Origin of the sequence: Colwellia psychrerythraea (assembly GCF_000764225.1) — a bacterium.
In the GTDB taxonomy this organism is placed as follows: domain Bacteria; phylum Pseudomonadota; class Gammaproteobacteria; order Enterobacterales; family Alteromonadaceae; genus Colwellia; species Colwellia psychrerythraea_D.
The window spans coordinates 207,006-222,297 of sequence record NZ_JQED01000017.1; the positions used below are offsets into that span (position 1 = coordinate 207,006).

Sequence of the window (15,292 nt, forward strand, 5' to 3'; positions counted from 1 at the left end):
AACATGGCGTAAGAAATGAACATGAGTCGTAATAAATTACTACGTTATAAGCAGATTTCTGTCGCTAAGGTGTTTGATAAAGAAACACAGCTTATTGCCCAAATACAATCGGGAGAACTCAAACAATGCTTAATGTTATGGCAGGCAAATGAAGCGACTTTGGTATTACCTGCGGGTAAGAAGTGGATAGCGTCTGAAGAGCTTCAAATGGGGCTATTTGCCGATGGCTGGTTATTACAAGCGCGTAAAACAGGTGGAGCACCAGTGCCGCAATGTCCGGGAATTATTAATTTATCTCATCTGTACCTTTGGTCAAATGAGTCACCTTATTCAATCACCCAAGCCTATGAGAATTTATGTACCGTTTTACATGGTTTCTTTGCTCAATTTAACTTAGTTAGCCAAGCCCATGCGACAAAGTTTTCTTATTGCGATGGTGACTATAATATCAACTTGAATGGTAAAAAAATTGTTGGTACGGCTCAGCGAGTGATATTAAAAAAAGGTGGCGGCAAGATAGTGTTAGCACAAGCCTTTATTCTGATTGATGTGTTACTGGAAGAGATCATCAAGCCAGTTAACTTGTGCTACCAGTTATCTGATAAGACTGAACGAGTAAAAGCGCTGGTACATACTACACTGTTTGAGCATATTAACGAGCGACCAACAATAGAAAAGCTATACCAACAACTTACTCAAGCGTTTGTTGATAGTGGCCTTTATCAATAAAATGGCCACTGATAATAATAGCATTCACTTATAAAATGAGTGTTATTAAAGCGGAGGAAGTAGTGCTTAAGAATCCTTTTTTAGTTGCTGATAAAGATCTGCAAATTTAACGCGCTTCTTGTACCCCTTGAAAAAATGCTTATGTATCACATTACCTTGGCTATCAATTACCACGACACCTGGGTAAGGGATGCCATAATGATCACTGCCTGGAACATATTCACTGTTAACAATACTGTAGGCTTGCATTGTTTGTACTTTTTGGTCTGATAATAATGGGTAGCTGATATTTTTCTGATCGGCGAAGGTTGTTAAAATATCAGTATTATCATAAGAAATAGCCGCTAAGCCATAACCTAGTTTGGTAAATTGTTCGGCATGTTCATTTAATTCTATCAGGTGCTTTTTACAAAAGGGACACCAATCAGCAGAGCGGAAAAATAAGATAATTAAACCTCGCTCACCACTCAGTTCTTTGATATTTACCGCTTGCTCTTGAGTATTTAACACCGAAATTTTTGGCGCTTGTTCACCTATTGTTGGACCAACATTTATGCTGGTATTGGCCAACGCATTATTAGTTAATAACAAGAGCAGTGAAAAAATTGAGATTGATAGTTTTTTTTTGATGCTGGAGTAAAATTTGCTGTTCATTTAAATTATGGAGCTTTGTGGGTTATGACCTAAAAGACCGCTTGATGAAATAAAAATTTCATTGTAAATGATGCTAGTGGTTCTTAGTGCTATTTAGTGCTTAAATTTAGTTAACAAAGAAGCTCAATAAACATATGTTACCCCTGCAGGTAAAGCTGTTATTATGCTCATCACTATTCGTTTTACCCAGTAAATATTATTGAGTGTATATGACAGATAAAAATGACAACAGTGTTTGTCCCTTATGCCAGCAAAAAAATCACTGTGGTGTCAAAACGGCTAGTAATTGTTGGTGTATGAATACTCAAGTACCTGAGGCGCTGCTCGCAAAAATACCAGCACATCAAAAAGGCATTAGTTGCGTATGTAATGCTTGTATTGATCGTTATTGGCTTCAACAAGGTTTAAATACCAAAGAAGAATAATTTGATTTTTATCATGACTTAGTAGCGTAACAATAAAAGCACAACAGTATAAAGACTTTTTAGGGCTTAGCTCTACGCAAATAGTTCGCATTCAAGTAACATAGCTTCTATAAATGTATTTTCTCGAAACTGTTATGAATAAAACCTCAGAGGCCTATCAGCCATTACTCAACTCTTCAGCAAAAATAGCCATTATTGGTGGTGGTGTTGCAGGTTCAACTATTGCTTTGCGCTTTGCTGAATTAGGTTTAGATACCACGCTGATAGAAAAGGGTCCAAGCTTAGTTAATGGCCCGCCTATTTGTCACTTGCATGCTGGCGGTAACTTGTACCGTGAGATTTGTGATGAGCAATGCCTTACGCTATTACAGCAATCGATAGACACGGTTAAAGTTTATCCTCAGAGCGTTAATATTCGGCCAACAGTGATAGCTTTGCCTAAAACCGATAACGGTCAACCGGAAGATTTATTACCTCGACTAAAGAAGTTACGTGCTAAATACCGTGAACTTGTCACTCAAGATAGTGATAACAAGGTACTTGGGGAGCCAGAAAACTATTTTCGCTTTTATTCACGCGCAGAGCTTGATGCTTTACGGAACTTACCTCTAACCAAAACAGCACAACATGATAGCGATTGGTTAATTGCTTTTGCACAACACGTTGATTTAGATAGTTTGAAATTTCCGGTATTGTTAGTGCAAGAATACGGTTTATCTGCATTTCGTTTTGCCGCTATCGCAAGCTTAGCGATAGAGGAGTTACCTAGTTGTCATCTGCAAACCGATAGCCAAGTGGTTGCCATTGCCCAGCAAGAAAGTAGCTTAGGTTGGCAAGTATCTACTCAAGCATCAGTTCAACACCAGCAAAGCCCAACTGTCATTGAACAACACTTTGACTATGTTATTAATGCCTGTGGTTTTAAAAGTGGTGAAATTGATGACATGGTCAGCGCCAAACGTAAACGTATGGTGGAATTCAAAGCGGCTTATGTTGCCCATTGGCCTCAATGCCAAGGGTTATGGCCTGAGATTGTTTTTTATGGCGAGCGAGGTACTCCGCAAGGCATGGCGCAATTGACCCCATACCCTGATGGGTATTTCCAGCTACATGGCATGACGCAAGACATCACTTTATTTGACCAAGGATTAGTAGCGAGTTCGTTAGAAAGTGCGCAGCCGCAATTAGCAAAACGCTTTATTGAAAAAATTGATAAAAAATGGCCTGAGCAGTTAGTGCATAATAGAACCTTAGGCTCTATTGAGCATATTGCGCAGTTTGTTCCTACTTTTGATACTGCAACGGTTGCAGCTAAACCGCTATTTGGTGCGCAACAAATACCCGGTGAAGATGCTGATTTACGTGCTGCCGATGTATCATTCTATGGTCAATACTATGCACGTACTGAAATAGTTAAAGCCTCATCGGCTTTAGCTGCAGCCGATGCGATATTAAATAATCTAGTCGATTGCGGATTAGTTGACGCAGTACAATTAGGCGATTATCTAACACAGCATTACTTCCCCGTAAGTCAGCAGTGCTGCGAAATAAAAGTGACTGAACGTGCAATGATGTTAGCCAAGCAGCGTGATTACCCAATGGCGTTAGCAAAAAACCTGTAAAATTATCTCTATTCTTAACGTACAATTCTTATCGCACTATGCTTAGTGCGTTATGGCTAGCGCACTATCGCTAATGTTTTAGTGCGGTTAGTAGTTCAGCAAACGTATCAAAGCACCATTGCGGCTGATATTGATTGATATCTTCACCGTAGTTATAACCATAAGTTAAGCCAACACTATCTATGTTGGCTGCTTTTGCCGCTAAGATATCATTTTTAGAATCGCCAATCATCACACATTGTTCAGCCGTGACGTTAAGCTGCTCTAGGGCATAGTGTAACTGCGCTGGATGGGGTTTTTTATCCGCTAAGGTATCACCACCAATCAATAACTCAAATACATTATCAATACCTAAGCCTGTTAATATCGGTTGAATAAAAATGGCCGGTTTATTGGTAATAATCGCAAGGCGAAAGCCTGCCGTTTTTAAGGTCAATAACCCTTGTTTCACATCATCATACAATACTGATTCTATACATAAGCACTCTTGGTAATGCTTCAAAAAGATGGCTAACGCCTCTTGAACCAGTGATTCTTCTAATTGCTTATCGATGATTGCTGAGCCTGATAATGCGCGTTCAATTAATACCTTGGCACCATTACCTACCCAATGGTGAATGGTATCTTGATCGAAAGTCGCTTTGTTTAACTCTTTAAGTGTTCTATTCACAGCTAAAGCAAGATCTGGTCCGCTGTCTACTAAGGTACCATCGAGGTCGAATAACAGGACATTTTTTTCTTCAAGGCTCACAGCTTTCTCAATAGGGGATAGGGGAAATATTGGCGGTTATTTTATCATGTCATCTGTAATAGTGCAGGCAAAAGTATTACCAAAAATAGCCAATCACCTGAGCTTTGATTTTATCGCCGATATTCTGCATGGAAGTTCCGTAAAGTCATTACCATTTGCCTAAAATAAGGTGACACTTTTTACTGTAAATAAGCAGTGAGGATGAATTTTCAAGAACAAGGTGTTTACTTAAGCAATGAGAAAGTCTGCATAAATATTACATCGTATTACAGCCACTATTACTTTCAATCTTCCTATGCCTATAATGTCGTTACTTGTTTATGCAGTTGAAATTTAAATTAAAAAAGGAAAGAGTTATGAATGCACCGGAAAACCTAGTACTTGATACGCAAACCATTACTGTGCCCTTCATGTCTAATATCGATGATGATTTAGTTGGTTCAGTGGTAACTTTCTTTAAAGTTCAACCTACTCAAAGTGGTGAGGATTGGGTAACTGAATTAGTTAATACCTCCACTGCGACTGTATCAATAGCACCCCCTTTATTGTTTGATTTTGAATCGATTGCTGCTCCTAGTGGTATACAAAAAGAACTTGAACCGCATCAGAAAGTAACGCTAATTGTTGACCTCCAACAAAGTGATACAGAGTTGTGGCAATTTTATGGGGCAGGTGTTGTTTTTATTGATGAGCCGCCAGCAAGTCAATTGCGCGTGCAAACCGAAATAAAATATCAAGGCCAACGTTTGGTTATTACGATAGATAATGTCGATAATAATTTAGAGTTTACCGAATTAGCCTTCCGCTATATTGCTTCGTGTATCGATGTGAGAAATAAAGGTGCTGGCGAACTGAAAGTATTTTATTCGCAAGACCCTACTATTGGAATTCGTCGTCGTAAAGAGAATTAATTTTGACTTAAAAAGTTCAGTTGGCATCGCTCTATTTTGCCAGCTTTTGCTAATATTTTTTGAAAATCAGTGTTACTACACAGAGGATCAAACCATGGAAGATTAAACCAAACTAGTCCAAAACCAGCAGATAAGGCTTCTTCTACTTGATTGACTGCTGATACTTGTTCTCCTAGCTGGCTATAGATTAATGCAGCAATGAAAGCGACTTGTCCTGTATCAGGAAATAATTTTTTTGCTTGATTAAGGGTTTTTATTGCTTGTTTATGTTGGCCTAAGTGCACATAAGCTTGAGCCATTATTAATAAAGTTTCAAGATCTTGTTGTTTGTGAGACAGTTGAATGACCTGTTGATATAAGGGAGTAGATTGTTCTGTCATGCCTAATATCAATTTGATATCTGCTAAATTTGATATTCTTGTTGGGTGTTTAGGGCTAGTTTTTACTGCCAATTGAGCCATCTGCAAGGCATCTTGATAACGGCCGGCTAAGGCATAAGCCAGACCTAAGCGATCTATGTCATTACTCTGCGGGTTTACTTTGATGATGGCTTCATACATGGCAATGGCAAGTGTTAGCTCTCCTTCAGATAAATAGATATCGGCTAATAATTGTTTGGCATCATAATCTTGGGGTATGGTATTGAGTAATATTTTAAGGTTTTTTTTAGCATTGGTAAAATCACCTAATAGGTAAAAGCTTAACGCCAAGTTATATAAATTTTTTGTACTAGGGCGTAGGGTTAATGCTGATTGGTAATTTGCTACTGCTTTCGATAAGTCATTGCTATCCATCTGCAAGGCTGCTTGTAACTCTAATCGTTTAGACTCATCTATGCCGCGTTGTATAGCAATATTCAGTTGCTCGTTCGCCTGGGGAAAATCACTTAAACCGAGTGAGATCCAAAATTCATCAATGGCTTGGAAAATGCTGTATTTATATTCTGGTGGCGCTAGTGATAACACTTTTTTCGCAAGTTCTGCGTACTTTATTTCGTTGGTTTTATAGTATAAATCAATCGCTGTTTCTCTGTATAAGGCATAAGCACTATATAAATAGGGCGAACTAGTGAGTATGTTTTGCAATTGTTCTAATGTATTGTCATCACTGCGACCTTCTAACAAAACACTATTATAAAGCGTGGCAAAAAGAAGATAATCTTGTTGTTGAACCGACTGTTCGGTTAAATGTTTTTCATTATACTGTGGGTAAATGCCAGCAAGGTATGATTGGGTAATTTCTTTGATATCATAATAATTCTCTATTTGACTCGGCCATTTTTTCTGCGCTAAGACGGTCCACTTGTTAATCTTATTATTATTACTTACCGTGAGTCGCGACAAGGTAACGTCACATTTCACATTATTACAGCTAAGCTGAGTGGTAATAATATCACTAGCACCTGTTGCCGCAGCTATGCTGGCAAGGGAGGCTGTTTCACCTGTTGAGTTTTTACTGACTCCAGCAACCTCACGACGAGAAATCAACCTCAGGCCTTTGGTATTAATAATGTTTTGGCGAATAGCATCATCTAGCGTCGCTGTGACTAAGTCTTTTTGCATATCAGCAATGGGGTTTTCAGCATTACTATTTGTGATAGTTGCTGGTAGTACTACGATATAACGTGCTGGCAAGTCAGCAGGAGCAAATAAGGTTTCACTATAAATACCCACGCCCACTAACAAACTTACCAACAATGCAACCCCTGCAAAAATGAATCGTCTGTTTTTATGTTGAGTAATCGCTACGTTATCTGTGGTTGTTTGGTTAGTCGCTAGCTGATTAGCCGCTAGTTCATTAGTCGATAAGACACTGGTTGATAACTCATTGGCAGTTAGTGCAGCAGCAAACTCTGTTGATAGTGCGTCAGTAATAGGCTGAGTATCTTCAGCCAGTATTTCTTGCTGGGTAAGATGCTTAGTGATTTGTTCAAATTGTTGAGTAACCCACTGGCTAGATTGCGGGCGACCTTCTGGTTGATGAGCTAATAATTTATTGAGTAAATTGATTAACTCTCTTGGTAACTGCGGCACTATGTCTTGTGCTTGTTGGCACTGTGCATTGAGAATATTTTGCGCTGTTTGCGTTGCACTTTCACCAGCAAAGGGATGGCGGCCGCTAATTAATTGAAAAGCGATAATACCTAAAGAAAATAAATCACTTCTAAAATCAATAGTATTGTCTGTTTTGTCGTCTATTGTCTTGGCATTAGCATTGGCAACAGGTAAAACTTGGTAAAGTTGCTCGGGCGACATTGCTGTTTGACTGCCAAAACTATGCGAATTATTTGCGGTTTCGGAATTTCCACTGGTCAGTTTGGCAATGCCAAAATCAATAATTTTAACGCTGCCATGATCATCAATGATGATGTTGCTCGGTTTTAAATCACAGTGCACTATGCCCTGAGCATGTGCTGCGGTTAAGCCCTTACTAATTTGGCTGATAATGGCAAGCTTCTGTGAAAGCGAGCTAACGTGCTCTTGTTGGTAATGATGTAATGTTTTACCTCCAAGGTATTCCATCACCAGACATATTTGTCCATCTTCTTGCGTAATATCGTAGATTTGCACAATATTGGCGTGATTTAGCTTAGCTAATAACTGTGCTTCTAGTAATGCGTTTTCTATTAGATTAGCATCGTAGTCATCAGTACTAGCAGTGTTATTTGGCGCGGAGTGCGTCGTAGCAAATGCTGGCTTGATAGTTTTAATGGCCACTGTGCGGTGTAATCGCTGATCTTCGGCCAAATAAATTTGTCCCATGCCACCTTGGTTGAGTAGCTTGATAATTTTGTAATGACTGAGGTGAGTGCCGAGTGGGCTTACGTCTGACAAATTAGCTGACTACTTTATTAGTGGGCGCAATTGATGTTTGCACAAGAGAGCCCGAATCTGGTGAAAGTGAACATTCAAGTTTTTGACCTTTATAAATTTTAAAGCTCGGACAACCAAAGCGCACTCGGCGTAATTGCCGCTCAATTAAGTCTTCAGCGTTAATTACATTAGTTAATAATTCAGTGAACTGTTTTCGGCTACGATGTATTTGAATGTTTAGGTATGACATATCAACCCCTAAATCTCTCAGTAAACAGTCAGTGTTTATCCAACCCTGTTCGGCAATGGGCATGCCTTTCTCGGCATCAGCGACTCTATATCTAGCTAAATTCAAGGTTAAATAGTGATGGCTACGACTCTGCAAATCAATACTGCCTTGTGCCGACTTTACTGTTAACTTGGTAATCTCTTCATCTAAGCTGAGTTCAAAAAGGCAATGTATGTTATCAATGTTGAGTTGAGGTTTTGCTTGAATCTCTGTGCTGTCAGCTAAATGACTTAACTGAAATTGCCAGCGTTGGTTATCAAACTCAACAAGGTCATGTTCGCATAACAAACGCGGTTCTAACTGAGGTTCATTAATATATTCGATACGCCATTGACCCGTTATTTGATTCAAAATCAAGGCTATTTCGGGGGCTTTTTCATTAGGTAATAAATGATAGGGCTGTAGTGAAATTGCCTCTTTAGGGTTACCGCGAAGCTCTTGGATACTCTCAGAATAAGGGATCAACTTAACGCTAGGTGGATTTAATTCACCGACAGTAAATACAATTTCATCGTCATTGGAGAAGCGAATTTCGTCACCCACGTTGAGTAATTTTGGTTGTTGTTTAGTCAGTTTTTTTTTATTCAACCAAGTGCCATTGCTGCTTAAGTCACGAATAAACCATTGCTGATTTTGCCATTCAATAACCGCATGCATTTTAGAAATACGGGGGTTAGTAATCAGGGTATCTACTGAATAAGCGAAGCGACCAAAATTATGATAAGCATATAAATAACATCGTGTTTGTGACTGATGATTAAATAAATAAGCCATAGTAAAACCTAACTAAGCAAAACCGAAAGTGAATTTTTGTGGGAAAAAGTAGAGTAGCGTTTATTAGTAGTAGTGTCCAGTCGTTTACCTTTAGTTAACTTATTAACATCGCTAGTTTTTATCTAGCTGTAATAAGATGTAATATTTTTTTTCTGTTAACTCGATATGCTTACCCCAGAACCAAGATACTTATTGTTATATAGCTAACATATCGATGGCAACATGATAAAAAAACTTAAAAGTAACTACCAACTCTTAAACTTCAATAGCGCTCATCCTCTGTGGTTAAACGCCATTCTCAAAACGGAGGCTATTGAGCGTGTTAGCTATATTTTACTCTGTCGTTTGCAAACGACGGTTGAGCCAGAACTATTATTTTCTATTTTTCATCAAGAAGTGAGCAAGTACTTACCTATATTCAATGTTCGATTTGTGGCAAGTAACTTTGAATTAGATCTACTAGAGCAAGATCAAGGTGGTTATTGCATAAGCCAGAGGTTGGCAGCTAAAGATAAATCCCTTGGTTGTTTGAAATGTTATTTCACGGATAAGCCAACATTAGCCCAAGTACAGTTGCTGAAAAAACTAGTGAAAATACTGTCTTATCCTCTGAATAACGCCATACAATATCAGCAAGTAAAACATATGGCATTAACGGATAATTTAACCGGTTTGGCAAATCGCAATCAGTTTGAAACGACTTATCAAGTTTTAGTAAGTAAAAACCTTGAAAAGCAAACTTGTTTTTCCTTGTTAGTCATCGACCTAGATGGTTTTAAAAAAGTGAATGATCAATTTGGTCATCAAACAGGCGATCTTGTACTGTGTAGCTTCGCTAAAATATTATTAGCGTGTTGTCGTGAACAAGATAAAGTTTTTCGCTTTGGCGGTGATGAGTTTACGATTTTATTGAATGATACGAGTGTTGAATCTGTGCCAAGAATAGCACTGCGTATAGCAAAGCTAATGGAAACTTGTCAGTTATTAGCAAAGTTTGGTTTGTCTTGCAGTATAGGCAGCGCGCTATACCATCGTTATGATGAATCTAAGCAGCTTTATGGCCGAGCAGACGAAGCTTTGTATCGAGCAAAAGAGAAAGGGAAAAACTGTTTGGAAATGTCGCCTTGCAGCCAAATGACCTAAATAGCTAAAGCTCAACTTCCCCGTTGTAGAAATACACCTTACTTAAAATTCCTCATTTCTTTGTGCTCAAATAAGAAACCCTCAATAAAATACAAACGCTAATGATTTGCATTACATGTTGTGGTATCGTACTGCTCTGATTTAATGCCTGTACTGTAGATGCATTATCCGTTTGTTATCTCTTCAAAGTATCTGAGTACAAGGGGCGATGCAGGAGCAGTAGATATGGAATGTTTAGTGTCTTATTTTATAAATTTTTTTAATGAACCTAGCCCTCGTTGGGCTATTTTTTCTCGCGTATTGGCAGCTACTTTTGGCGGTTATGCATTAGCAACATCTAGTGCTCTTTTTATCAGCCAATTACTCTCAAGCAGTGCAGGGAGATACCAAGCTATTCATATTGGATTATTACTCTCATTCCTTGTGTATGCCTGTGCTGCCATGTGGGTATTTTCGGCATCAAATGCCACTAAGGCATGGATAGGCCTAATAAAGTGGAATCTAGCCTTTTTATTCGGGACTTGGTTATTAATGCAGTTTTCGGGTGCGAGTCACTAATGAAAGATAACTTTAGACAATCAATGAAGTGGTTTCATACTTGGGTGGGCCTGAGTGTTGGCTGGATCTTATTTTTTATGTTCTTAACCGGAACACTCGGTTACTTTTACCAAGAAATTACCCGTTGGATGGAGCCCGAGCGACCTTTTATTGAGCATAACTTGAGTAATGAGCAATTAATTACTACTGCACAAACATATTTGCAGAAAAATGCTCAGGGTATTGATAAATGGGACATATATTTACCAACCGTTCGCAATCAAAATTTGCGTGTCGGCTGGCGTAATCCGCCAGAAGATGGGAAGAAGCGTGGTCGGTATAAGACAACTGTGTTGGATATAACCACAGGCGAAAAAGTCGAGAGTCGAGCAACGGGTGGCGGTAGGCTGCTTTATAGAATGCATTATCGTTTGCATTATTTATCCACTAAAATCAGCTATTGGATCGTGGGTTTCTGCGCCATGTTGATGTTGTTAGCCGTTGTCACTGGCGTTGTTATCCATAAGAAAATATTCACTGATTTTTTTACTTTTAGAGCAAAAAAAGGGTTGATTGGCTGGTTAGATATTCATAATGTATTGAGTGTTATTGCCCTGCCATTTCATTTTATGATCACTTACAGTGGTTTACTCTTTTTCCTTTTCACTTACATGGCACTAAGTACCAATCTGCAAACCAATGAAGATGAATATCGGGAAATGCGCAAAGAGATATTCCCTCGAACGATTCATACAGATAGTGCAAATCAAGCGGCAGCAATGCAAGATTTATCATCGCTATATCAACAAGCGAAAAACACGTGGAAAAAAGATGAACTAAGTGCAATTGAAGTGTTTGCTGCAAACGATATCAATGCCCAAGTACGCTTCATTCGTCATGAAACTGATATCACTTATAATCCAAATGATTATGTGAGAGTTAATGCAATTACCAGTGAAGTCATCGAACAAACACCGAGAGAGTATACTGTAGCCGGTATGATTCATAATGGTTTTTATTCGTTGCACGAGGGCCAATTTGCCGGACCACTAGCCCGTTGGATATACTTTTTAACCGGTCTTATTGGCACAGCCATGATTGCTTCAGGGTTAATTCTGTGGACCACTAAACGTAAACCTAAGCAACTGAAAAAGCTGAACGGCCCCGATTTTGGTTACCGACTAGTTGAACAACTCAATATTGGTACAATTGTTGGCTTGCCTATCGCTATCGCGATGTATTTTTATGCTAATAGGTTGTTACCTGTTTCAATGGTTGGTCGAGTAGATTGGGAAGCTAATGTGATGTTTATTAGTTGGGCATTATTATTAATTTACCCTGCGTTTCGCCCTGCTACTAAAGCATGGCGTGAACAGTTACAACTTGCCGCACTGGTTTATATAGCACTACCCTTAATCAATGCATTAACCACAGATAAGCACCTTGTTAATAGTTTGTCGCAACAAGATTGGGGTTTTGCTGCTTTTGATCTGACATTCTTCACCGTTGGCTGTTGCTTTGCTTTTTCGGCTTATAAGTACAAAACACTGCAGCCTAAAAAAGTAGTGAGCAGAAAAAAAAGACGACAAGACAATACATTAGATAATGACAATCGACTACAGTTGCCGCGTATTAGTAAGGAGAATGGCTAATGCTCTTATTAACCAGTTTAAGCTTTTTAGCTATGGTGCTTTTTTGCCTTGCGATGAATAAACATCGAAAACAAGTGTTCGAGCAAACACTGCCTAAGCTTGCGGTATTACTTTTTAGACCTTTAGCTTGGTTTGTGCTGATGTTTACCGCCTATTTAAGCGTGGCATTGTTTGGTTGGTCTATTGGGCCGGCACTGTTATTCGGAGCGCTCACCATGGCAACCTTCTTGTTGATAATGGTGCTGACGTATAACGCGAAAATAGTACCACAACTTGCTATTGCTTCGTTATTAATGGTTAGCGTAAGTGTGTTAACTCACTAGTTGCGATATTGATGTATTGCTTATTACCCAGTAGTTGCTTACAGTCCTTGCCTCACGACTATTAGTAAAGTGTAGAGGAAGTCTCTTGGAGTTTGCCGGTTTAACTATTGAAATAGCATTATTTTTATTTAGCATTGCCATTATTGCGGGTTTTCTTGATACCTTAGCAGGCGGAGGTGGCTTATTAACGCTTCCTGCATTGATGATGAGTGGTATGCCACCACTGTTAGCGCTGGGTACCAATAAGTTGCAATCTTGCGTGGGAGCAGGGACTGCCAGTATGATGATGCTGCGAAATAGACGGGTGAGGTGGCGTCAGATTAAAGAGTTAATGCCAGCTGCTTTTATCGGATCTGTTATTGGTACCGTCATTGTTCAATTCGTTAATACCGAAGCGTTAACGTTTATCATTCCTGTGGTGATTAGTGTTATTGGCATTTATTTCTTACTAACCCCGACAGTAGATGCTGAAAATAAACCTGCGAAAGTCTCGGCAGTAAGTTATAGAAACTTTGTTGTACCTTTGATCGGTTGTTATGACGGGGTTTTGGGGCCAGGCACAGGTTCTTTCTTTACTCTGGCTGGTCGTGCACTGCGAGCACAGAAATTTCTCGAAGCAACAGCGATAGCTAAAACGCTGAATTTTTCTACCAATATTGCCTCGTTGCTTGTGTTTTTATTTGCCGGGCAGGTTATTTGGCTGGTTGGCTTCATTATGATGTTGGGTCAATTTATTGGTGCTTGGTTAGGCGCCCATTGCCTATTTAAAATTCCGGTAAATTATTTAAGGTATTTAGTGGTTATCATGTGTTTTGGCATGTTGGCTAAATACGTGACGACGTAGTTGCTCTGGTACATAAAGTATAACCTCCATACAAAGTGTAAGATTTATTGATCATAAGAACAATGCTAAGCGTGTATTAAAACCGCTGCTTCTACCTTGTAAGTCGCAGGTTTCAGAGATAAAACTACATCGGTCTAAATCTACCCAACGGTAATTGAAATTGACGTTAAATTTTGCAGTTAACCACCAAGCAAAACCGACAGATAATATTGAGGTATCTCCCGCTGCTAAACCACCATCACTGCCATCAAATACAGACCAACGAGTACTGACTTCCAGTGCTCCCCAGCCTCCTTGTTCAACACTGCGAGCTACGCGTAGTGGGGAGAAGGTGCCACTCCTTTTATTGTATTCGCGCATTTCACCAGTGACTGAAAATACCGCGCTAATATGGTAGCCAGAAAGCTCTGGATTTTGTAGATAATTGGCTGCGATTTTATTTTTGCTATATTCACCAATCAGCCAAACAGGACCCTTACGCCAAGATGCTTCAAGGTTATAAGTGATGCTGTTATCAGCATCAATATCTCCGGTATCGACAAAGAGGACAGATTTATTAAATTCAGGTTCAGAAGCGTACCTTAATCCTTCTTTTGCATTACTATAGCGTAGGCCAAAAGCCAGGTGGATTATTTCATCTTCATCTGCTGATAGGTAAGGCAACCAAGTTGTTCGCCCGACGAGTTCTGTGGAATTCTCGCTAAGTGAGCCTTCGTCCTCTAGCCAGTTATTAAAGACACCGCCTGCCCAAGTTACCTTTTGATTCAGTGAAATGCCACTTAAGACAGCACCAAAGTTACGTGAGGGCAGTAATGCATCAGAAACCAAGGCGCGTTCCTGCATCGGTAAAAAAGTCATACTCATTAGTCTTTCCATCGAAATAGGCTCTTTTTGCTTACCTATACTCAGGGTAGTGTTATAAAAGCTAGGTATATCAAGGCGCCAATCCATAAAACTGATATTATCTGTCGTGTTGGTGTCATAACCTTTATCGAAGGCATTAGTGGCTCCTGTAATCATATAGATCCAGGGTTTATCAAATTTTATTGCCCCCGCAAGGCCAAAACGCAGCGCTCGGATTTCACCGCCATTAAAATCTTGTAAATCGCCGACTTGCGCTAAGCTAGTATCATCTTGTGATTGCCAGCTTTGTCTGTCTAAAGCCAGCGCACCAATTAATATGGTAGAAAAATAGTCATTATCAAACTTTATCCAATCGGCATCTTTATAGTTACTGGGTAAAACAATGGGCGGCGGGGTATAAGATAACCAGCCTGCACGCTTTGGTTTTATTCTTTTCTGTTCTGCTAATGCAGAGATATTACTCTCGGCTCTGAGGTTATTTCGAATAATAACGCCGTTATGGATAGCGAGCAGTACATGTTTTTTAGTGTCGAGTAAGGCCTCAATATTCTCATGAGGGTCAGCATCTAAAATTAGAAAATTGGCAATTTCTCCTGATTCTAGTGAGCCGAGAATAAAGCCATTTTGCGCATCAAAAATAATATCACCGTGGCCAACATCGATATCATCTTTTGTTACTAGGTCGAATAACTTATTGGTGATAACTAAGTTAGCGGTAGTGCTCTTCTTTTTTTTTGCAGGATCGACAAAGGTGATATTGCGAATGACTATTTTTTGTTCGACTGCCTCAGGGGCATTGGGCACTGCTTTTTGTGAAATCTTTTCGGCTTGGCAAATAGATAATTGACTTAACGTAAAAATGGCCAATGTCAGAGTTGTCCAGAGCATGGTGAATATATTTCTTTTTATCCTCATCATGTACCTATTTATCAAGTGGATGATAACAAGTACTAATATGTGC

At 39.3% G+C, this 15,292-nt stretch carries 14 protein-coding genes; 9 read left to right on the plus strand and 5 right to left on the minus strand.

Annotated features, from left to right (window positions below; all coding sequences use genetic code 11):
• Positions 1-21: 21 nt before the first annotated feature.
• Positions 22-729, plus strand: coding sequence for a lipoate--protein ligase family protein (locus ND2E_RS11755; RefSeq protein ID WP_033093678.1), 708 nt, complete (start codon positions 22-24; stop codon positions 727-729).
• Positions 730-795: 66 nt separating this feature from the next.
• Here ND2E_RS11755 and ND2E_RS11750 read toward each other — a convergent pair whose 3' ends face one another.
• Positions 796-1,383, minus strand: a complete 588-nt coding sequence (locus ND2E_RS11750) for a peroxiredoxin family protein (RefSeq protein ID WP_033093679.1) — start codon at positions 1,381-1,383, stop codon at positions 796-798.
• A 209-nt stretch (positions 1,384-1,592) separates the two neighbouring features.
• Here ND2E_RS11750 and ND2E_RS11745 point away from each other — a divergent pair, with 209 nt between their 5' ends.
• Together ND2E_RS11745 and ND2E_RS11740 are read left to right on the plus strand one after the other, a co-directional pair.
• Positions 1,593-1,808 (plus strand): cysteine-rich CWC family protein, encoded by a 216-nt coding sequence (locus ND2E_RS11745; protein ID WP_033093680.1) that lies wholly within the window; start codon positions 1,593-1,595, stop codon positions 1,806-1,808.
• Between the two features lie 134 nt (positions 1,809-1,942).
• Complete coding sequence (locus tag ND2E_RS11740) at positions 1,943-3,430, plus strand: FAD-dependent oxidoreductase (protein WP_033093765.1); 1,488 nt, start codon at positions 1,943-1,945, stop codon at positions 3,428-3,430.
• 70 nt (positions 3,431-3,500) lie between these two features.
• On the opposite strand, the gene ND2E_RS11735 is transcribed toward ND2E_RS11740, so the two are convergent.
• On the minus strand, positions 3,501-4,181 hold the full coding sequence (locus ND2E_RS11735) for a phosphoglycolate phosphatase (RefSeq protein WP_033093681.1): 681 nt from the start codon (positions 4,179-4,181) through the stop codon (positions 3,501-3,503).
• A gap of 356 nt (positions 4,182-4,537) precedes the next feature.
• Here ND2E_RS11735 and ND2E_RS11730 point away from each other — a divergent pair, with 356 nt between their 5' ends.
• Positions 4,538-5,092 carry a hypothetical protein gene (locus tag ND2E_RS11730; protein ID WP_033093682.1) on the plus strand — a complete coding sequence of 185 codons (555 nt, stop codon included), beginning with the start codon at positions 4,538-4,540 and terminating at the stop codon, positions 5,090-5,092.
• Here ND2E_RS11730 and ND2E_RS22390 read toward each other — a convergent pair.
• Positions 5,089-7,926, minus strand: a complete 2,838-nt coding sequence (locus tag ND2E_RS22390) for a serine/threonine-protein kinase (RefSeq protein WP_052056470.1) — start codon at positions 7,924-7,926, stop codon at positions 5,089-5,091. The two genes, ND2E_RS11730 and ND2E_RS22390, sit on opposite strands and share 4 nt — an antisense overlap.
• A 1-nt stretch (position 7,927) precedes the next feature.
• A complete protein-coding gene (locus ND2E_RS11725) occupies positions 7,928-8,968 on the minus strand; it encodes an FHA domain-containing protein (RefSeq protein ID WP_052056472.1) in 1,041 nt (346 codons plus the stop codon).
• A gap of 222 nt (positions 8,969-9,190) precedes the next feature.
• Here ND2E_RS11725 and ND2E_RS0121440 point away from each other — a divergent pair, with 222 nt between their 5' ends.
• From ND2E_RS0121440 to ND2E_RS11710, 5 genes are all read left to right on the plus strand, one after another.
• Entirely contained in the window at positions 9,191-10,111 is a 921-nt protein-coding gene (locus ND2E_RS0121440) for a GGDEF domain-containing protein (protein WP_052056474.1), read from the plus strand.
• Positions 10,112-10,348: 237 nt separating this feature from the next.
• Positions 10,349-10,669 carry a hypothetical protein gene (locus ND2E_RS11720; RefSeq protein WP_223303595.1) on the plus strand — a complete coding sequence of 107 codons (321 nt, stop codon included), beginning with the start codon at positions 10,349-10,351 and terminating at the stop codon, positions 10,667-10,669.
• Entirely contained in the window at positions 10,669-12,300 is a 1,632-nt protein-coding gene (locus ND2E_RS11715; protein ID WP_052056478.1) for a PepSY-associated TM helix domain-containing protein, read from the plus strand. The genes ND2E_RS11720 and ND2E_RS11715 overlap by 1 nt, the downstream gene beginning before the upstream one ends.
• Positions 12,300-12,623: a DUF3325 domain-containing protein gene (locus tag ND2E_RS0121445; protein ID WP_052056479.1), complete on the plus strand. Its 324-nt coding sequence runs from the start codon at positions 12,300-12,302 to the stop codon at positions 12,621-12,623. The genes ND2E_RS11715 and ND2E_RS0121445 overlap by 1 nt, the downstream gene beginning before the upstream one ends.
• A gap of 85 nt (positions 12,624-12,708) precedes the next feature.
• Positions 12,709-13,467, plus strand: a complete 759-nt coding sequence (locus ND2E_RS11710; protein WP_033093683.1) for a TSUP family transporter — start codon at positions 12,709-12,711, stop codon at positions 13,465-13,467.
• A gap of 51 nt (positions 13,468-13,518) precedes the next feature.
• On the opposite strand, the gene ND2E_RS11705 is transcribed toward ND2E_RS11710, so the two are convergent.
• On the minus strand, positions 13,519-15,219 hold the full coding sequence (locus ND2E_RS11705) for an OprO/OprP family phosphate-selective porin (RefSeq protein ID WP_033093684.1): 1,701 nt from the start codon (positions 15,217-15,219) through the stop codon (positions 13,519-13,521).
• Positions 15,220-15,292: the final 73 nt, after the last annotated feature.

Excerpts from the sequence above, each read along its gene's own strand:
- ND2E_RS11755 (WP_033093678.1), top strand. The coding sequence starts at position 22 with ATGAGTCGTAATAAATTACTACGTTATAAGCAGATTTCTGTCGCTAAG.
- ND2E_RS11750 (WP_033093679.1), bottom strand. The coding sequence starts at position 1,383 with ATGAACAGCAAATTTTACTCCAGCATCAAAAAAAAACTATCAATCTCA.
- ND2E_RS11745 (WP_033093680.1), top strand. The coding sequence starts at position 1,593 with ATGACAGATAAAAATGACAACAGTGTTTGTCCCTTATGCCAGCAAAAA.
- ND2E_RS11740 (WP_033093765.1), top strand. The coding sequence starts at position 1,943 with ATGAATAAAACCTCAGAGGCCTATCAGCCATTACTCAACTCTTCAGCA.
- ND2E_RS11730 (WP_033093682.1), top strand. The coding sequence starts at position 4,538 with ATGAATGCACCGGAAAACCTAGTACTTGATACGCAAACCATTACTGTG.
- ND2E_RS11725 (WP_052056472.1), bottom strand. The coding sequence starts at position 8,968 with ATGGCTTATTTATTTAATCATCAGTCACAAACACGATGTTATTTATAT.
- ND2E_RS0121440 (WP_052056474.1), top strand. The coding sequence starts at position 9,191 with ATGATAAAAAAACTTAAAAGTAACTACCAACTCTTAAACTTCAATAGC.
- ND2E_RS11715 (WP_052056478.1), top strand. The coding sequence starts at position 10,669 with ATGAAAGATAACTTTAGACAATCAATGAAGTGGTTTCATACTTGGGTG.
- ND2E_RS0121445 (WP_052056479.1), top strand. The coding sequence starts at position 12,300 with ATGCTCTTATTAACCAGTTTAAGCTTTTTAGCTATGGTGCTTTTTTGC.
- ND2E_RS11705 (WP_033093684.1), bottom strand. The coding sequence starts at position 15,219 with ATGCTCTGGACAACTCTGACATTGGCCATTTTTACGTTAAGTCAATTA.